The organism is Nitrospirota bacterium (assembly GCA_016235245.1).
Taxonomy (GTDB): domain Bacteria; phylum Nitrospirota; class Thermodesulfovibrionia; order Thermodesulfovibrionales; family UBA6898; genus UBA6898.
Genome location: JACRLO010000021.1, coordinates 141882 through 160446 on the forward strand (window position 1 = coordinate 141882; position 18565 = coordinate 160446).

17 protein-coding genes are annotated in these 18565 nt (G+C 50.3%); 8 read left to right on the top strand and 9 right to left on the bottom strand.

Annotated features, from left to right (window positions below; genetic code table 11):
• Nucleotides 1-14 precede the first annotated feature (14 nt).
• The 5 genes from HZB31_10810 to HZB31_10830 form a co-directional block, all read right to left on the bottom strand.
• On the bottom strand, nucleotides 15-1247 hold the full coding sequence (locus tag HZB31_10810) for a sodium:proton antiporter (protein ID MBI5848416.1): 1233 nt from the start codon (nucleotides 1245-1247) through the stop codon (nucleotides 15-17).
• 35 nt (nucleotides 1248-1282) lie between these two features.
• Nucleotides 1283-4231 (bottom strand): PAS domain-containing protein, encoded by a 2949-nt coding sequence (locus tag HZB31_10815; protein ID MBI5848417.1) that lies wholly within the window; start codon nucleotides 4229-4231, stop codon nucleotides 1283-1285.
• Complete coding sequence (locus HZB31_10820) at nucleotides 4224-4409, bottom strand: hypothetical protein (protein ID MBI5848418.1); 186 nt, start codon at nucleotides 4407-4409, stop codon at nucleotides 4224-4226. Before HZB31_10820 ends, HZB31_10815 begins: the two co-directional genes overlap by 8 nt.
• Before the next feature lie 119 nt (nucleotides 4410-4528).
• Nucleotides 4529-4765: a hypothetical protein gene (locus HZB31_10825; GenBank protein MBI5848419.1), complete on the bottom strand. Its 237-nt coding sequence runs from the start codon at nucleotides 4763-4765 to the stop codon at nucleotides 4529-4531.
• A gap of 6 nt (nucleotides 4766-4771) precedes the next feature.
• Entirely contained in the window at nucleotides 4772-5014 is a 243-nt protein-coding gene (locus HZB31_10830) for a hypothetical protein (GenBank protein ID MBI5848420.1), read from the bottom strand.
• Nucleotides 5015-5077: 63 nt separating this feature from the next.
• Between HZB31_10830 and HZB31_10835 the strand changes: the two genes are divergently transcribed.
• Genes HZB31_10835 through HZB31_10870 form a run of 8 tightly spaced genes read left to right on the top strand, consistent with a single transcriptional unit; the run spans nucleotide 5078 to nucleotide 13458 of the window.
• Nucleotides 5078-5554: a phosphatidylglycerophosphatase A gene (locus tag HZB31_10835; GenBank protein ID MBI5848421.1), complete on the top strand. Its 477-nt coding sequence runs from the start codon at nucleotides 5078-5080 to the stop codon at nucleotides 5552-5554.
• 28 nt (nucleotides 5555-5582) lie between these two features.
• Complete coding sequence (thpR, locus tag HZB31_10840) at nucleotides 5583-6185, top strand: RNA 2',3'-cyclic phosphodiesterase (GenBank protein ID MBI5848422.1); 603 nt, start codon at nucleotides 5583-5585, stop codon at nucleotides 6183-6185.
• Nucleotides 6154-7173 (top strand): recombinase RecA, encoded by a 1020-nt coding sequence (recA, locus tag HZB31_10845; GenBank protein MBI5848423.1) that lies wholly within the window; start codon nucleotides 6154-6156, stop codon nucleotides 7171-7173. The genes thpR and recA overlap by 32 nt, the downstream gene beginning before the upstream one ends.
• Nucleotides 7174-7186: 13 nt before the next feature.
• Nucleotides 7187-8332 carry a type IV pilus twitching motility protein PilT gene (locus HZB31_10850; protein ID MBI5848424.1) on the top strand — a complete coding sequence of 382 codons (1146 nt, stop codon included), beginning with the start codon at nucleotides 7187-7189 and terminating at the stop codon, nucleotides 8330-8332.
• On the top strand, nucleotides 8313-8789 hold the full coding sequence (locus HZB31_10855) for a RecX family transcriptional regulator (protein ID MBI5848425.1): 477 nt from the start codon (nucleotides 8313-8315) through the stop codon (nucleotides 8787-8789). Before HZB31_10850 ends, HZB31_10855 begins: the two co-directional genes overlap by 20 nt.
• A complete protein-coding gene (alaS, locus tag HZB31_10860) occupies nucleotides 8789-11422 on the top strand; it encodes an alanine--tRNA ligase (GenBank protein ID MBI5848426.1) in 2634 nt (877 codons plus the stop codon). The genes HZB31_10855 and alaS overlap by 1 nt, the downstream gene beginning before the upstream one ends.
• A 15-nt stretch (nucleotides 11423-11437) precedes the next feature.
• Entirely contained in the window at nucleotides 11438-11746 is a 309-nt protein-coding gene (locus tag HZB31_10865) for a phasin family protein (protein ID MBI5848427.1), read from the top strand.
• A gap of 17 nt (nucleotides 11747-11763) precedes the next feature.
• Complete coding sequence (locus HZB31_10870) at nucleotides 11764-13458, top strand: AarF/ABC1/UbiB kinase family protein (GenBank protein ID MBI5848428.1); 1695 nt, start codon at nucleotides 11764-11766, stop codon at nucleotides 13456-13458.
• 47 nt (nucleotides 13459-13505) lie between these two features.
• On the opposite strand, the gene HZB31_10875 is transcribed toward HZB31_10870, so the two are convergent.
• The 4 genes from HZB31_10875 to HZB31_10890 form a co-directional block, all read right to left on the bottom strand.
• Nucleotides 13506-15032 carry a DHA2 family efflux MFS transporter permease subunit gene (locus HZB31_10875; GenBank protein ID MBI5848429.1) on the bottom strand — a complete coding sequence of 509 codons (1527 nt, stop codon included), beginning with the start codon at nucleotides 15030-15032 and terminating at the stop codon, nucleotides 13506-13508.
• A gap of 79 nt (nucleotides 15033-15111) precedes the next feature.
• Nucleotides 15112-16209 carry an HlyD family secretion protein gene (locus tag HZB31_10880; protein MBI5848430.1) on the bottom strand — a complete coding sequence of 366 codons (1098 nt, stop codon included), beginning with the start codon at nucleotides 16207-16209 and terminating at the stop codon, nucleotides 15112-15114.
• Entirely contained in the window at nucleotides 16210-17532 is a 1323-nt protein-coding gene (locus HZB31_10885) for a TolC family protein (GenBank protein ID MBI5848431.1), read from the bottom strand.
• Between the two features lie 82 nt (nucleotides 17533-17614).
• Entirely contained in the window at nucleotides 17615-18547 is a 933-nt protein-coding gene (locus HZB31_10890) for a hypothetical protein (protein MBI5848432.1), read from the bottom strand.
• Nucleotides 18548-18565: the final 18 nt, after the last annotated feature.

The window sequence follows — 18565 nt, forward strand, 5'->3', positions numbered from 1 at the left end:
CACCAAACTCAGGACTAAGCCAGAAGACCGAGTTTTTTTGCAAGAAGCTTGGTTGTCGAAGCCTGTATCAGTATTGTCATCATAATTGCAATAAACGTGACAGAGGCGATCATCTCGGAGCCGGGGGCTTTCATGCCGACCAGCATGCCTGCAAGCGCAGCAGGTATGACTCCCGTTTCGCGCGTCCAGCACATAAAGAGCATCTCGTTCATGCTCCATTTCGCCCTTCTGTCAGGAACCGCGCAGAGAAAGACCGTCACCGGCCTTGCAATAAGCATGAATACCGTAATGACAACAGCTCCTCCTGCCAGATATTTGTTCATCAGGGCGAAGTTGACCTGGCTGCCAAGAAGGATAAAGATGAACATCCTCATGATAAACGCCGTGGTAAGGATGTATTCCTCCAGTTTCTCGTCCTCGCCCTCTTCAATCCTGAAACCGAAGGCATCCTTGTTCCCAAGAACAATGCCAAAGACAAAGACAGCCATAAAACCGCTGGCATGAAGACCGTCAGCACCGAGATAAGAACCGATGACTGCCATCAGGGTTACCACCGGCGCATATTCTTCAAGGAATGCATATTTCTCATGCGCAATAAGCCAGGCAGCAGCATAGCCGAGAATACCGCCGGTCAGAATGCCGAGGACCGATTCCTTGACGAGAGAAATCAGGGACCGCTGGAGCGAGAATTCCGAGGTACCCATGGCCACAGCAAGCACCGCAAACGTTACGATCGCGCCCATCGCGTCGTTAAAGGCAGACTCTGACATGACGGTCTGGGCCACACGATCTTTTATCTTTACCTGCTTGAAGATCGGGACCAGGGTTGCAGGGTCTGTTGAGGCAATGGTGGCGCCCAGAAGCAGTGCAACGATGACCGGTACGCCAAAGGCATAATATGCGGCAACCGCAGTTATGCCGCCGGTAATAATGACGCCGACCGTTGCAATCACGACAATCGTGATCCAGACCTCTTTCAGCACCCTGAGCCTCAGCGATGCACCCCCGTCAAAAAGGATGTAGCAGGAGCCGAAGATGAGGATGATCTGGTTCAGGACCGAATCGGCCTTGATGTCGATCACGCTGGTCATTTCAGGGCCAAGCACAATGCCGACCAGCAGAAAAATAACAATATCCGGCACTTTGATTTTCTGGGCAAGAAAACCACAGAATGCTCCAACGGCAAGAATAATACCGATTGACATAAGCGTCTGTTTTGCAATTTCAATTGTTGAAACTGGTTCCATCGTTACCCTCCTGGCAATACTATTTATCTATTTTTTTATGGGTCCACAGGAAGCGAGATGGTGATGCTTGTGCCCTCACCCTTCCTGCTCTTTACGTCAATCGTTCCGTTATGCTCCCTGATTATACCATAGCAGATACTGAGACCTAGGCCGGTCCCTCTGCCAAGTCGCTTTGTCGAAAAGAAGGGATCAAAGATCTTTTCCATGACAGACTCGTCTATACCATGGCCAGAATCCGAGATCACAATACCAATACATTTCCCTTCCGTCTTCATCTGAATCCGGAGCTTGCCGCCATCAGGCATGGCATCAAGGGCATTGATGATCAGGTTCATAAAGACCTGCTGTATCTGATCAGGATTGACTTTTATCAGCGGGACCGGTTCTATCTCCATGGACAGGTCTATGCCTCTGAAGCGATTATCATACCGCACAAGGTTCAATGTTCTGTCCAGTATCTCGCTGATACTGCTTGAAACCTTTTCCTTGGTAGAAATGCGGGCAAAATCCCCAAGGCTTCTCACGATCCTGGCGATCCGTTCGATATGGTTGTTAATGGTAGAGAGACTATCGCTGATAAATACGTCTTCGCTATGGGAATCTGCGGGAATGGACCTCAGTTCCTGCACCAAAGAGGATATGGAGGCAAGGGGGTTGCCGATCTCATGGGATATGCCGGCAGTCAGCTTGCCGATGCTGGCGAGCTTCAAGGCCTGCAGAAGTTGCTCCTCCATCTTTCTCTTTTCGGTAATATCCTCAAATATTACAACAAATCCTCCTGAAGGGTCAGTAAAGGGGTTAATGTCGATCTTGAAGAACTGCTGGGAAGGGGTCTGGAGCGTAACTTCCCTTTTTCCGCTCTTTTCAAAGGTGTTGATGCTGATCCATGACAGCAGAGTGGTAATTCGTCGGTTCGATGCGTCAGCCCTCCTGATCCCGGTAATCGCCTCCATCTCCCTGTTCCAGTAGGTCACACGCTTTGCTGCATCGATCGTTACAATGCCTGCCGGAGCACTTTCGATAATATTTTCGCTAAACTCTTTGAGATAGGCCAGACTCCGGTTGGCTTCCTGAAGCTCCTGCCTCGAAAGTCTGAGCGTATCGGTCATCTGTTTGATCGAGTAAGACAGGTCCCCCCTCTCCTTCTCTGTCATGAGGAGCTTGTCCTCGAGAATGATCGTCGCAATGGCAGAACCGAGGGAGCCCGAGAGGATCCGCATCGCCTCATCCCTGAGCCTGCTGAGATCAAGAGGGGACAGATTCTCACGCTGGACCTGATTTCTGAAAAGAAAACCGTCAACAATCTCGGCTGCGTCACGCCTGCCCAAATACTGCTCAAGCACTGTCTCAATCTCCTGCAGTGAATAGTCTGCCCGGCCGGGCAACGCCTGCGGCGCATAGGACTCCACAAATATCAGGGCCTGGCGCTCTTCTTCAGGAGTCTGCTTCGTAAGAATAGAAAGACCTACATAGAAAAAAAGATTGAAGAATAGACCCCAAAAAAGGGAATGGCTCCATTTATCAAGACCCCTGAGGCCAAAAAGTTCGTTCGGGTTTAAAATGGAAGAGTTAAGCATCATGGAGAGCAGCCCCTGCTGGTCAATTATTCCGGCCTTGAGCAATGCAGGCATAAGAAGTGTATAGAACCAGATAACAAAACCGGCTGCTATGCCAGAGAGCGCTCCGATCCTGTTTCCGCGCTTCCAGTAAAGACCTATGCTTATAGAGGGAGCGAATATCGTCATCGCCTCGAAGGATTTCAACCCGATATCGACAAGGGAATAGAACTCTCCGATCGAAACGGAAAAGATATAGCCAAAAAAAACACAGGCAAGAATAACAATCCGCTTAAGGTTCAGGATGACCAAAGGAAAGCCCTTCATCTCGTTAAAGCGGAAAATGGCAGGCATCACAAGACTGTTCATCACCATAGTACTCAGCGCAAGCGATTCGACGATGATCATTCCCGTTGCTGCAGAAAAACCGCCAATAAACGTAAGGAGCGCAATCATCGAATTCCCCTGCCCCATCGGTATTGTCAGCATAAACATATCGGCATCAGCCTGGGTTCCGCCAAGCAGGAGTCCGCCAAAGGCCACAGGCATGACAAAGATATTGATGATCAGCAGATACAGTGGAAAGAGCCACATCGCCTTTGACAGATGGCGTATATCGGAATTTTCGACGACTGCCACATGAAACTGCCGTGGCAGAAACATGATTGCGGTCATCGAGAGAAAAAGGAGCGATGCCCACTCCATGTAGGACACCTGAGTGCCCCCTCCGAGGTACAGGAGGTCACCATATGCCGATCCTTTTATCCTGTCGAAAATATCTCCGATACCTCCGAAAAGAAAATACGTGACATAGAATCCGACAACCAGAAATGCAATAAGCTTGATGATCGACTCGAAGGCGATCGCAAAAATAAGGCCTTCGTGACGCTCGGAAGCGTCAAGCCTGCGGGCGCCAAAAATGATGGCAAAGATACCCAGAAGAAAGGTTATATACCACCCGGCAGCAGCCATACCCTGCGTCTGACCCGAAAGAATCGTAAGCGTGCTGATGATGGCCTTGATCTGGAGTCCAAGGTAGGGGGTGATACCAACGACCGCCACAAGGGTCACAAAGGCAGAGAGAAAGAGCGAATTGCCATAGCGTGAGCCGATAAAGTCTGCAATGGTCGTGATCCTGTTTTCTTTTGCGATGCGGATGATCTTCTGCAGCAGTATCATCCAGAGCGCTGCCATCAATGTCGGGCCGAGATAGATGGTCAGGAAAGAGAATCCGGATGTGGCTGCCTTGCCGACGCTTCCATAGAACGTCCAGGAGGTGCAATAAACCGCAAGTGAAAGGGAATAAACATAGGGGTTCGAGACAATGCTCTTTCCAATCCTCTCCCGACGCTCGGCAAAGTAGGCAATGAGAAAAAGGAGGCAGAGATAGCCGAGAATCAGGCCAAAGACAATCCAGCCCTTAAACATCCGTATCCCTGCCTTTATTCCCTTTCAGTGATGCGACAATGCATACTACGAGGATGAAAAGACTCCAGACGCCAAAAAAATAGTAGGGCAAAACCAGACTGAAGATATCAAGAAAAGGCCAGTTAAAAAGAAGCGCTCCAAGAATAAAGAGAAAGACCCAGAATTCCTTGTTCTTCATAAGGAAATGTATCACGAGACTCGTGATAATATCAATGAACTTCCCCAGCGAGGCGGCCCTTATCTCCGTAAATCCGCACGTCCACGCATGAATGACAGCAGTCTGCAGAAAAACTTATGTTACGCGTTCTTCTGCTGTTTCTGTTTGTGACATTTCAGACATTCGAACTTTGGGGGATGCGCAGGCTTCCGTGCATACTGCTTGCCCGCGTCGTGACACTCCTGGCAAGCCGCTATGTCTGTCACGCCCAGATGGTTCGCATCAGCAGGCATCTGGGAATACTGTTTGCCGGAAACGGCATACAGGAATCCGAGCACGGCAAGGACAAAAACCATGAAGATGAGCGTACTTTTCATACGCTGCTACTTTTTTATTCTGGATGTATCATCACTATCTCTGCCTTCAAGAGGGACCTTCTTGTCCCTGCCAGGGTGACCTTCTTTCTTGACGCAGCACTCCTCCTTATCCGAACAGTCAAGGAATGCACCTTTCTCGATCGTCTCATCCGCAGCGCAGACTTCACGACAGATACCATTTAGCATTGAACAGTCCTCGCCTGCAGAGGCAAGCGCAGGCAGCAATAGCACGAACCATAACCATCTCATAAGCACCCTCTCCTCCTTTTATCAGGGATAGTTCATTTATTACTTTAACCAAGATTTGCAAATATGTATAGTGTTACAATACGCGCGGTTATGCAGGTATTGTTAAAGAATATTGCGACACTTGGTCCCATCGGATATATACCATTTGGACCCGGAACATTCGGCAGCCTGGCCGGACTGATATGCCTTTGGTTCTTCCCCCTTTCCCTCCGATGGCATTTTTTGCTGATTATTATCGGTTCGATCATCGGGGCGATAGCTGCCACTTCAGCTGAAAAGCAGTTTGGGCAGAAGGACAGCGGGAAGATCATTGTTGATGAATTTATCGGTTTCTATGTAACAACCTTGTATGTTCCCCATACTTCATCCCTTCTTGTGGCAGGCTTTATACTATTCAGACTTTTCGATATATTTAAGCCACTTATGATAAAAAAACTAGAAAAGACTTTAACCCATGGAAAAGGGGTAATGGCAGATGATATCCTTGCCGGCATATATGCAAATGCTCTCCTGCAGGTCTGGATGCTGCTTAATCCTTAAGACTGGCAGACACCCTTAAGAGACCCCTGTGACTATTCGATCCTTTATCGCGATTAAGCTGCCTGAGGGCCTCAAGCGATCAATCGCTGATCTGATCACTGAACTCAGAAATGCCGGAAGTGATGTCTCTTGGGTGCAGGCAGGCAATATCCACCTTACCCTCAGGTTTCTTGGCAGCACTGACAATGCGTTGATTCCGGCAATAAAGGAACGCATCAGCAAAAAACTCTTACATTACAGCACTTTTTATATTAAAATAGGCGGTGTTGGATGTTTCCCTTCACAGAGACGGCCAAGGGTGCTCTGGATCGGCATAGAAAACTCTGATGCCCTGAAAAACATGCAGAAAGAAGTGGATCTTGTTGTCAGTGAGTTTGGTTTTGAAGCAGAGGAGAGACCTTTTTCCCCTCATCTGACGATCGGGAGAGTACGATCACAGCGGGGCATCGCTGAAACGATAAGAAGGTTTACCGAATTCAGGACTGCTGATTTCGGCACCTTTGAAGTGGAGCGCATCCATATTATGAAGAGTGAACTTAAGCCGGCAGGTGCGCAGCATACGAGCATTGCCGAGATACCAATAGGCAGAGGGAGGAACAATGTCGAAGGAATCGAACAAAGAACCGAATAAGGAGAAGCTGAAGGCCCTTGAAATGGCCATTTCCCAGATCGAGAAGAATTTTGGCAGGGGCTCTATCATGCGGCTCGGCGAGGTTGTAATCCCGGAGGGAATCCAGTCCATCCCAACCGGTTCGCTCGGTCTTGACATTGCAACCGGTATCGGCGGACTGCCAAAGGGAAGAGTGGTCGAGATCTACGGCCCTGAATCATCCGGAAAAACGACACTGGCGCTGAACGCTATCGCACAGGCACAGGCTGCAGGCGGTTCTGCTGCATTCGTTGATGCAGAGCATGCACTTGACGTGGCTTATGCAAAGAAGATCGGCGTGCAGGTTGACGATCTCCTTGTTTCCCAGCCTGATACCGGTGAGCAGGCCCTCGAAGTTACTGAAGCGCTTGTGCGCAGCGGAGCCCTTGATATTATCGTCGTAGATTCCGTTGCAGCGCTTGTTCCCAAGGCAGAGATCGCGGGCGATATGGGGGATTCCCTGCCTGGCCTTCAGGCGCGGCTTATGAGCCAGGCCCTGCGGAAACTGACGGCATCGATATCAAAATCAAACACTACCGTCGTCTTTATCAACCAGATCAGGATGAAGATCGGCGTCATGTTCGGCAGTCCGGAGACAACGACGGGAGGAAATGCGCTCAAATTCTATGCATCCATGAGGCTCGATATCAGGAAGATCGAGAAGCTGAAGGACAACCAGGAGATCATCGGCGGTCGGGTAAGGGTCAAGATCGTGAAGAACAAGATGGCTCCTCCCTTCAGACAGGCCGAATTCGATATCTATTTCAATGAGGGCGTCTCCCGCATGGGAGAGATCGTTGATCTTGGCGTGGAGAGAAACATTATCGAGAAGGCCGGGGCCTGGTACAGCTACTCAGGCAACAGGATCGGTCAGGGACGGGAGAATTCAAAGGAATTCCTGAAGAACAATCCCGAGATGGCCAAAGAGATCGAGGCAAAAATCATCGAGGCAGTCCACCTCAAGAAATAACAGGAGATGAACGATGGATGTCAATGAATTATTAAGGGAAGCTCATGGCCAGGGAGCATCTGACCTTCATCTTAAGGTAGGCTCCTACCCTATCCTCAGGATCAACGGGGAGCTCGCCCCGCTTTCTACCGAGAAGCGCCTGAGTCAGGAAGATACGCTGAAAATGGCATTTGCGGTCATGAGCCCCGGTCAGCGGGAAATATTTAAAAAACGCAACGATATCGACCTCGCCTACAGCGTTCCCGGTCTTGGCCGCTTCCGGTGCAATATCTTTATCCAAAGAGGCACCGTTGGACTTGTTTTCAGAGTAATCCCCATGAGAATACCGACGATCGAAGAACTCCTGCTTCCGGACATAATCAAAAAGATCGCCATGGAAGCGCGTGGACTTATCCTCGTTACCGGGACGACCGGAAGCGGCAAGTCAACGACCCTTGCTGCCATGATCGATCATATCAATACCGGCAAGACCGATCATATCATGACCATTGAGGACCCGATCGAATACCTGCACCGGGACAAGCGGTCGATCATCAACCAGAGGGAGATCGGCAGCGATACGGAATCCTTCAGCAAGGCCATGAGGGCGGCAATGAGACAGGACCCTGACGTCATCCTTGTCGGCGAAATGCGCGACTTTGAGACGATCCAGACAGCACTGACTGCGGCAGAGACAGGACATCTTGTTCTCAGCACGCTCCATACGAGCGATGCAGCAGAAACGGTAAACCGTATCATCTCCGTATTCCCGCCCTATCAGCACAAGCAGGTGAGAATACAGCTGGCATCAGTGCTCAAGGGCATTATTTCGATGCGGCTGGTTCCCAAAGCAGACGGCAAAGGCAGAGTGCCTGCAGTTGAAATACTGATCGCTACGGCAACCATCAAGGACTGCATCCTTGATGCAGACAAGACAAAATCCATAAATGATGCGATATCCCAGGGCACGCTTCATTATGGCATGCAGACCTTTGACCACTCGCTCTTCAATCTCTTCAAGTCCGGACTGATATCCTATGAGGAAGCTCTGAGACGGGCCACCAACCCGGATGACTTTGCGCTTAAGGTGAAGGGCATTCAGTCAACAAGCGATATATCACTGGAGGACCAGCATCAATCCGACAAGGACGAGATGAAGATTGACCGCTTCAGCAGGTAACGCGCGCAGATATGCACTGCTTCTGCTCAGATACCGGGGCAGAAGCGAAAAAGAGCTGCGCGAGCGGCTCAAAAAGAAAGGATACCTCGCAGAGGAAATTGAGACCACGGTAGCCTATCTCCTTGAGTCCGGCTTCCTTGACGACAGGGCTCTGGCAGAGAATCTGAAGCGCCAGGCCATGACCAATAAACTTCTGGGGTTTGAAGGTGCGCGGCGGTTCATGCAGCAGCGGGGTCTGCCGAAAGAGATCATTGGGGAGGCCCTTGCGTATGACGAAGATGATGAGTTGCGCAATATCAGGAAGTTGATAGAAAAGAAACAGAGAAGCATAAGCAGATATCCGGAACCGAAAAGAACACAAAGCCTCATGGGCTCTCTGATGCGAAAGGGCTATTCAACGGCCCTGATCAGGAAAGCCCTGAAAAATACCATCACAGACGAGGAAACTGAAGAATGATGAATAGCAGTGAGATTAGAAAGACGTTTCTTGAATATTTCCGGTCAAAAGGCCATGAGGTCGTGCGAAGCTCGTCTGTTGTCCCCGGCAATGACGCTACCCTGCTTTTCACCAATGCAGGCATGGTCCAGTTCAAAGGAGTTTTTCAGGGCGAGGAGAAGAGACCCTACAGCCGCGCCACAACAAGCCAGAAATGCATGCGGGCCGGCGGCAAGCATAACGACCTCGAGAATGTGGGACATACTGCCCGGCATCATACGTTTTTTGAGATGTTAGGGAACTTCTCCTTCGGCGATTATTTCAAGAAAGACGCCATACTCTTTGCATGGGAGCTTCTGACAGAACACTATGGACTGCCGAAGGACAGGCTTTGGGCAACGGTATATGAAGATGACGATGAGGCAGAACAGTTATGGAAGGAGCTTACGGGCATCCCGGCAAACAGGATCGTCCGCCTCGGGGCAAAAGATAACTTCTGGCAGATGGGAGACACCGGCCCCTGCGGCCCCTGCTCTGAGATCCTTATCGACCAGGGCGAGCATATCGGCTGCAGACGGCCTGAATGTGCAGTGGGTTGTGACTGCGACCGTTTCCTCGAAATATGGAATCTGGTCTTCATGCAGTTTGACAGGCAAAAGGATGGAACGCTCAATCCGCTTCCTAAGCCGAGCATTGATACCGGCATGGGTCTTGAGAGGCTTGCTGCGGTGCTGCAGGGCAAATACAATAATTTCGATACTGATCTTTTTGCACCGATCATAGCCGCGATCTGCAAACATTCCGGCAAAGCCTACAATACAGACAGACTTACGGATATCGCGATCCGTGTCATCGCTGACCACATTCGTTCTATCACCTTTCTTCTTTCTGAGGGATGTGTGCCCTCCAACGAAGGCCGCGGGTACGTGCTCAGGCGTATCATCAGGAGGGCCTCGCGTTATGCCAAGAGCCTCGATATCAGCGAACCGGTTCTTTACCTGCTTTCTGATGCCGTGGCAGAGGCAATGGGAGATATCTATCCGGAACTCAACGAGGAGAAGTCGCGTGTGCAGAAGATGCTCCGCCTTGAAGAGGAGCGCTTCATGAAAACGCTGGAGCAGGGCCTGCTTATTCTGAACGATGTAATTGCACAGACTCGAAAAAAAGGACTGAGCAGCATCCCCGGAGGCGAACTCTTCAGACTGTATGACACCTATGGATTTCCGCTGGATATCGCGCGTGACGTCGCATCAGAGCATGATCTTCTCATCGATGAGCCCGGTTTTCACCGGGAGATGGAACAGCAGAGGACAAAGGCACGCGCCTCTTGGGTCGGCGAAGAAGCGCCGGCATCAGCAGCACTCTATAAGGAACTTCTCCGTATACATAAAGCAACGGAGTTCGTCGGGTATGATACGTTCGACGCAGATGCAGCGGTAATGGCCATTATCTGCGATGGCAACAACGTCGGGGAACTGCCGGCAGGATCTGAGGGAGAGGTGCTTCTGGACAAGACGCCGTTTTACGCCGAATCGGGCGGGCAGATCGGCGACACAGGTCAGTTAAGCGCCGACCATGTCCGCGTGCTTGTGTTTGACACCCGGAAACCGGTTGAAGGCATGCATATGCACAGGATAATGGTTGCGGAAGGGTCGCTCAAGACAGGTATGACCGTCAAGGCTTCCGTTGACAGGCAGAGGCGTTTGTCGATCATGAGAAACCATACCGCGACTCACCTGCTTCATGCCTCACTCAGAAATATTGCCGGAGCACATGTGAAGCAGGCAGGATCATTTGTCTCTGACGAACGAATTCGTTTTGACTTCACCCACTTCCAGTCTCTTGATGCCGCAATGATCGAGGCGGTCGAAGATGAGGTAAACGACAGCATCCTCGGCAACATCACGCTTGACATTCAGACCATGGAGACAAAGACGGCAATAGAGTCAGGCGTTACCGCCCTTTTCGGTGAAAAATACGGTGATGTGGTGCGCGTGATCTCTGTGCCTGAGGTAAGTTCGGAACTCTGCGGCGGCACCCATGCCCACGCCACCGGCGACATCGGGCTTTTCAAGATTATATCCGAGGGAAGCGTGGCAGCTGGTATACGAAGGATTGAGGCAGTTACCGGCAGGGCAGCGGTCTCATTTTTCCGTGAAGAAGAGGCCGAACTCAGAACGGTCTGCGAAAGCCTGAAAGTTTCCGAGAGACCTTCAGAAAAGATTTCAAGGCTTCTGAGCGAGATGAAGGAGCTTGAAAAAGAACTTGAATCCCTCAAAGGCAAGAACGCGGCAGCGAGTTCCGGAGAGCTCGTCAAAGCTGCCCGCGATATCAATGGCATCAAGGCATTGGCATGCAGACTTGAGGGGATCGATGCAAAGGATCTTCGTATCCTTGCTGATAACGTCAGGGACGCACTCGGTTCAGGTATCCTGGTAATGACATCGGTCAAAGATCAACAGGCGTCCATGGTCGCCATGGTCACCGCAGACCTTACATCCAAATTCAACGCCGGCAACATCCTCAGGGAAATTGCTGCAGCTGCTGGCGGCAAAGGCGGCGGCAAGGCTGACACTGCCCAGGGTGGGACCAAGGAAATAGCCCTGCTGGACAAAGCACTCGAATCATTATACGATATCCTTAAGAGAACATAACAAGGAGGCTTTATTATGGCTATTTTCGACATTATCAGGAATGCAATGCTCCTGGGATTTGGAGTACAGGAAAAAGTTAAGGAGTTCGTTGATGAAGTTGTAAAAAAGGGTGAACTGAGCGAGTCTCAGGGCGCCAAGCTTGTCAAGGAATGGACAGAAAAGGCCGAGAAAAACACGGAGGATATCTCCAACAGCCTGAATGACCTGCTCAAAAAGACCATCGATAAAATGAAGCTTCCTTCAAAAGAAGACCTTGACAAAATGAACGAGCAGATCTCGGCGCTTACGGAAAGGATCAAGAAGCTTGAGGAGCCTAAAAGTTGAGTTGTTAAGGTTGCCGTATGCCTTTTAGCTTCTTCAGGCTCCGCCGGAGCGCAAACAGAGTTCGGCAGATTGTTAATGTCTTTCTGAAATACGGATTCGGCAAGGTCATAGACCAGATCCACCTGAGCAGGTTCGTACCGTTTAGGAAAAGGATCAGGTCTTTCGGTCAGTGGCCGTCCGTAAAAGAACCTGCTGTTGCCGAGCGCCTCAGAATGGCCTTTGCCGAACTTGGCCCCAGCTTTATCAAGCTTGCCCAGATACTCTCATCCCGTCCAGACCTTATAACCAAAAGGTTCGCGGATGAGTTCAAGAAACTGCAGGACCGGGTCCCCTCATTTTCAAGCGATGAGGCTGTGCTGATCATTGAGAATGAGACAGGAAAAAGAATCGATCAACTTTTTTTGGAATTTGATCATACCCCAATCGCCGCAGCTTCCATTGCACAGGTACATTTTGCCAGACTGCTGGATGGCAGCAAGGTCATTATAAAGGTCCAGCGGCCCCGTATCAGCGATCAGATCGAAACTGACATCGGCATACTGAATTTCGCTGCCGGCCTGATGGAAAAATATTTTCCGGAAAGCTCTTTTTTTAATCCCTCGGGTATCGTTGATGAGTTCAGCCGTACCGTAAGAAAGGAGCTGGATTTTCTCGAAGAGGCAAGGAACTGCATCAGGTTCAAAAAGAACTTCGAGCAGATTCCAGATGTCCACATACCGACGGTGTATACGGAATTTTCTACGGATAAGATCATTGTTATGGAGCGGATCGAGGGAGTCAGGCTTGACGATATTGAAGGTATTACGAAGCTCGGACTTGATCGGACAAAGCTTGCGAAGATAGGCATTAACGCCTATTTCAAACAGATCCTTGAGGACGGGTTCTTTCATGCTGATCCTCACGCAGGGAACATCTTCGCAATGCCCACAGGACAGATCGGTTTCATGGACTTCGGCATTGTCGGCAGGGTAACCCCTGAAATGAGAGAAACCATGGCCAATACGTTTCTGGCTCTTATCCAGAAGAATTTTGACAGTCTTATTGATCAGTATATTGAGCTCGGTCTTGTGCCTGAACACGTTGATCTGGATATCTTCAGGAAAGAGTTCAAGGCCGACCTCACCGATTTTCTCGAACCCCTGTATGGACTGACGATCAAGGAGATCAACTTTGCCGAATACCTTGATACCGTGATGCATCTCGCCATCAAACACAAGATGAAAATACCGTCGGACCTTCTGCTTGTCAACAAGGCAATGCTTATTCTGGAGAGCATTGGACGTGAACTCGACCCTGATTTTGATTTTATCTCGGCAGCGGAACCGTATGCCTCAAAGATCGTAAAAGAGCGGATGAGTCCGGGAAAAATATTCGAAAAAGCCCGCAAGAACGTCTCTGATCTTGGCGACTTTGCCGTGATCTTCCCGAAGCAGCTCAGACAGGTGGTACAGAAGGTTCTGCGGGACGACTTTCATATTAAAATGACTCACATAGGTATAGACCGCTTTATTCGCGATATGGACCGTTCGAGCAACAGGATCTCTTTCAGCATGATCATCAGCGCAATACTGCTGAGTTCAGCGATCATGCATGCGACCGGCGTCGGCCCTACCTATAAAGGCATTTCTCTTCTCGGCCTTTCTGCCTTCTTCTTCGCTCTACTCCTTGGGGTCTGGCTGATTATATCGATTATCCGTTCCGGCAGGCTTTAATTACTGCGCATCCTTGGCTACCCTGGGATATACCACCCAATTCATTTTCAGTGCATGCCTGCCGGGACTTCTGATCTGCCCTTTTTCATTATGAATATCAGCGGCAGAATCAGGATCATAAAAAGACTGAGCAGAAGAAACGCGTCATTAAACGAGAGCATTGCCGCCTGTTTCAGAAGCTGCCCGTAGATTGTTGCCTGGGCTGCACCGGGCGCGGCAGTTCCTGCTCCCTGCAGGCTTAGCGCCTGCTCTGCACTCTGCACGGCTATTTGATAGTTACGGTCAAAGGGTGTAAGATTGGCCACAAGATGATTCTGCTGAAACTGGGCGCCGCGCGCTATCATGGTCGTCACAAACGCCACGCCAAAGCTCCCTCCAAGGTTTCTGAGCAGGTTATAGATCGCTGAGGCATTCGCCATATCCTCCTTCCTGATACTCGCCATAGTCAGCGTCGTAAGCGGGATAAAGAGGAATCCCATGCCAATGCCAAGGACTATCCTGGGCCAGATTATGGTATTGAAATCGGCCGCAAGCGTGAACTGGGACATCAGATACGTTGAATAGGCAGAGACGATAATGCCGAACGCAAGCAATCCTCTTGGATTAACTTTTGTTATGAGCCGTCCGGCAATGGGCATCGCAATAAGGGTAGCAATCCCTCCTGGACCAAGCACCATACCGGCAAGCGTCGCGTTATAACCCATGAGGGTCTGGAGAAATATGGGCAGAAGCACGATGCTGCCAAACAGATTGAAGAAGGCAAAGAACATGACGATATTGCCTGTGCTGAAGGAGACATTCCTGAATGTTTTCAGATTCACGATAGGATGCTCAACAAAATGTTCGTTGATAATAAAGAGGACAAGCGACACGACAGAGATAATCGTCAGCCAGGTAATGAAACTCGATGAAAACCAGTCGTCTGCCTGGCCCTTGTCGAGCACAATCTGAAGACAGCCAAGACCTGCAGCAAGCAGTACAAGTCCCCAGTAATCGATCTTCGTCTTCATGCGTTTCATGTAGGGCGGGTCTGTTATAAAGAATATGACCATCAGTATGGATACAATACCGATCGGTATATTGATAAAGAATATCCAGTGCCATGACCAATTGTCTGTGATCCAGCCACCAAGGAGCGGCCCGATAATCGGCCCGAACATGATGCCGATACCGAAGATAGCCATTGCCATACCGTGCTGCTTTTGGGGGAATGTCTCAAGGAGTATTGACTGGGAAATGGGCTGGAGCGCCCCTCCCCCGATGCCCTGGAGGACCCGGAAAACAACCAGACTCTGAAGACTCCAGGAAATTCCGCAGAGCAGAGAACTGAGCGTAAAGAGCGAAATCGAAAAGATAAGATACCGCTTCCTCCCAAAAAACCGGCTAAGCCATCCGGTCATCGGAATAATAATGGCATTTGAAACAAGGTATGAGGTGATCGTCCAGGTAGATTCGTCTATGCCTGCAGAGAGGCTTCCCCTGATATGGTCAAGTGCAACGTTTACGACGGACGTATCGACGATCTCGATCAGCGTCGGCAGCATGACCGTAAGCGCTATAATCCATTTAGTCATATCAGCGACCAGATAAAACAGATCGTGTGATTCAGAGCTCTCAAGTCCTGAAAACCCATGCTATACTACGAACCGGGTTCTACTTCCCGACAAGAATTGTCGGCTCCACCGACATGCCGACCCTGAGAATATGCTCCACATCCGCGTTCTTATCCAGAACAATCTTTACCGGTATTCTCTGCACCACCTTCACATAGTTTCCGGTGGCATTTTCCGGAGGGAAAAGTGAAAACGCTGCACCCGTGCCGGCCATGATACTTTCGACTTTTCCATCAAATATCCTTCCAGGGTATGTATCCACTGAAATCTTCACTGTCTGGCCCGCCCTGACCTTTTCAAGCTGAGTTTCCTTGAAGTTGGCCGTAATCCAGATATCATCAAGAGGGACTACTGCCATGAGCGGCTGGCCCGGCTGTATCTGGTTGCCTGCCTGAACCGATTTCTTCGTAATATACCCATCCGCAGGCGCATATATCTTTGCATAACCGACGCTTAACTCCGAAGCCGTGAGCTGTGCTTCGCCCTTTTTTATTGACGAATCCTGTGACGTTCGCGCAGACACTGCCTGCCTTATCAGCGCTTTCTGGATTTCAACGGCAACCTCTGCCTGCTGTACCTGGTCCCTCGCCGATTTCACCTGGGCAACGGAAATATCATAACCCGTTTTGGTCTTCTCATAACGCTCCCGGGATATGGCATCCTTTTTAATAAGACTCTCTGCCCTGCTGACGTCCAGTTCAGCCTGCCTCAGGTTCGCATTCTGAAGTTCAAGCTGGGCCTTTGCGGTCCCCACCCTATGGCCGAGTTCCGTAAGTTGCATCTTTGCGGCCTCGATTTTTGTCTCTGCCTCAACAAGACGGGACCGCTCTGTGCTCAGTCCTGAGGCAGCCTCCTTCACTTTTACCTCGAAATCGGCAGCGTCAATATCGAGAATGAGTTCACCCTTTTTAACTAATTGGTTGTCGGATACATGGACCTTCTTCACCGTGCCGGAAACTTTGGAAGCAACAACATGGACTCTGCCCTCAATATATGCGTCATCAGTCGTTATACGTGTCTTCTTGTACTGCAAATACATAACCACAACAATAATGCCGATGACCGCAATGGCGGCAAACATAAGCAGTGCAGCAACCTTTTGTCTCTTGCCGCCTCCCCGCGGCTTTTCTTCATCCATTTATCGGTATACCTCCAGCAGATCTTTTCCCGTTGCATAATACACGGCAGCCTCGGCCTTTCTCAGATCGTAGAGCGCCCTAAAATAATTCGTGCGGGCGCTGCTCAGGAGCGCTACCGCATCAAGGACATCAGTCCCGGTGCCGATACCCTCTTCATACTGGACCCGGTTGATCCTGAGGTTTTCTTCAGCCTGCCTCACCGCATCCTTTGTTACATGCAGCCGTTCTCTTGCCGTGACCGACTGAAGCAGATACTGCTGCACCTCAAGGTGTATCTCGTCAAGGAGCTTTGCTCTCTGCTCAGCAAGCTTTTCTGCCTGAAATTCGAGTTTTCTGATCTCAGCCCGGGTCAAGCCGCCTGAAAAAAGGTTCATGTTAAGGCCAAGCGTTACGGACCAGTTATCCTCATGGACCTGATACCGGTTTTCGGTAAAGTCGAATCCGCCTCTTACAAACATTCTGGGAAAAAACTCCGATTTTTTTGCTGCTTTTTCCAGTCCGAGGGCCCTGAGTGTTTCATCCGCTATTTTGAGTTCAGCTCTCTGTTGTTCCGCAAGCTCCCAGGCAGTCTCCACCGCGATAGCCTGCCCCCTTTCCCCCTGAGGTTCTTCGATATCCTGCAGACTGACCAGGGTCTTCAACGGCCTCAGGAGGATATTGTTAAGGCGTGAGGCCTGTATTTCCCTGAGCGTTCTGACGCTCAGCAGCCGCTGGCGGGAATCCGAGATTTTCACCTCTGCCTGCAGAAGATCATTTCTGGTGATAACCCCTTCATCATACAGATTCTGCGTCTTCTTTCTGTGTGCCTCAAGCGCCTCGACCTCGTTTTCAGAGACCGAAATCATTTTCTCGGCCTCAAGGAGATCGAGATATGCCAGGACAAATTCAATGGCAGCAAAGTTCCTTATGCGCTGAGTCTCATATTTTCTTGCAGATAAAAGTGCCTTGCTCGCATTATATCGAGAGGCATTTCCACTGAAATCAAAAAGCGTCTGTTGCACGCTGAGACTGCAGGAGAGATAATTACGCTCTGACAGGGGGACCGGCCGGGGACCGAACAGTGCAGCCGGCTGATGCGCCAATGACATCCAGGCAGCTGAAGCCTGTACCGTCGGCAAAAGGCGTGACATGGCTGTCTGGACATCGATCTCGGCTATCTGCTCATCGCTCCTGCCAATGCTGACCTGTCTGCTCTTTTCCGCAACGATCCCGAGCCCCTCAGGCAGCGAGAGTATTTGAGCCTTGACTGCGGAACCCGACAGGGGCAATACAATAAGGCAGGCCAGCAGACTATGCCGGCATATACGATCGAAATATGTCATGCCTCGTCCCTAAAGCGAATATTTCAGCAAGCTCCCCAGCGGCAAACCCGTAATCCATGCCGCAGAGGACCCTGATAACAGACTATTGGAGCTTTAAAACGTCACCGCGCTTAAGGTGTCCGTTTCCTGAACTCATGTACCCGATAGAAAATTTTTCCTGAACGTCACGCACCTCAACCGTGCCCAGAAGTTTTTCATCAGCGCCGAGTCTGAGACCCGAGTCAGGGTCTACGAGGTCTTCGCCCAATGAATAAGCATACATCTTCGTGCCAGATCTGATATTCATATTAGAACCGATATTGATATAGATTTTTTTGCCGTCGATCTTGATAACCTTCGCGGTAAAAGGGACGGTCTCCATGGTGCCGACAATAAAATTCACCGCGTCTTCAATGGCCTGTCGTGTAGCCTGGCCTATCGGCGCATTCTTGAACGAATCCGCACCAAAGTCGACCATGCCTCGGGAGACGCCAACCGCTATCCCTGAGGATTCGGCCTTGCCCACTGCATTGTGGGACGTCAAAACCTGGCCGCTGGTAGAATCGATAAGGCGGATATCAATTCCAACGTGGGCGTTCGATGATTTTCCCCCGATACTGAAACCCCTGAAGCCGATACCGGCACCGCCGCCCGATTCTTCCTGCTCGAATTCCGTGACAGCACCACGTATGAGAATCTGCGCTCCAAGCACCTGACCGACTTTTGCCGAGGTCTCTTTTTTGATGACACCTGTCTGGCCAAGTTCCTGCTCGCCGAGGACTTCATTCAGTGCCTGGCGCTCGACGACCACAAAACGGCCGCTTTTAATCAGCGCCGTAGCCAACTGGTCAGCCATGCCTTCGCCAATATTCCAGCTGCCATAGGTTCCCTTTACCTTATTGTCGAACTTGGTGACCGCGATACGTTTTTTTGGCCCGGTATAAGAACCACCGGTTACCGGATCGGATGCGTATGAAACCAGAGCAAAACTGAACATAAACACCATCGCTGCACATAATAAAGCAATTCTCTTCATTCTCTTCCTCCTGGTTAT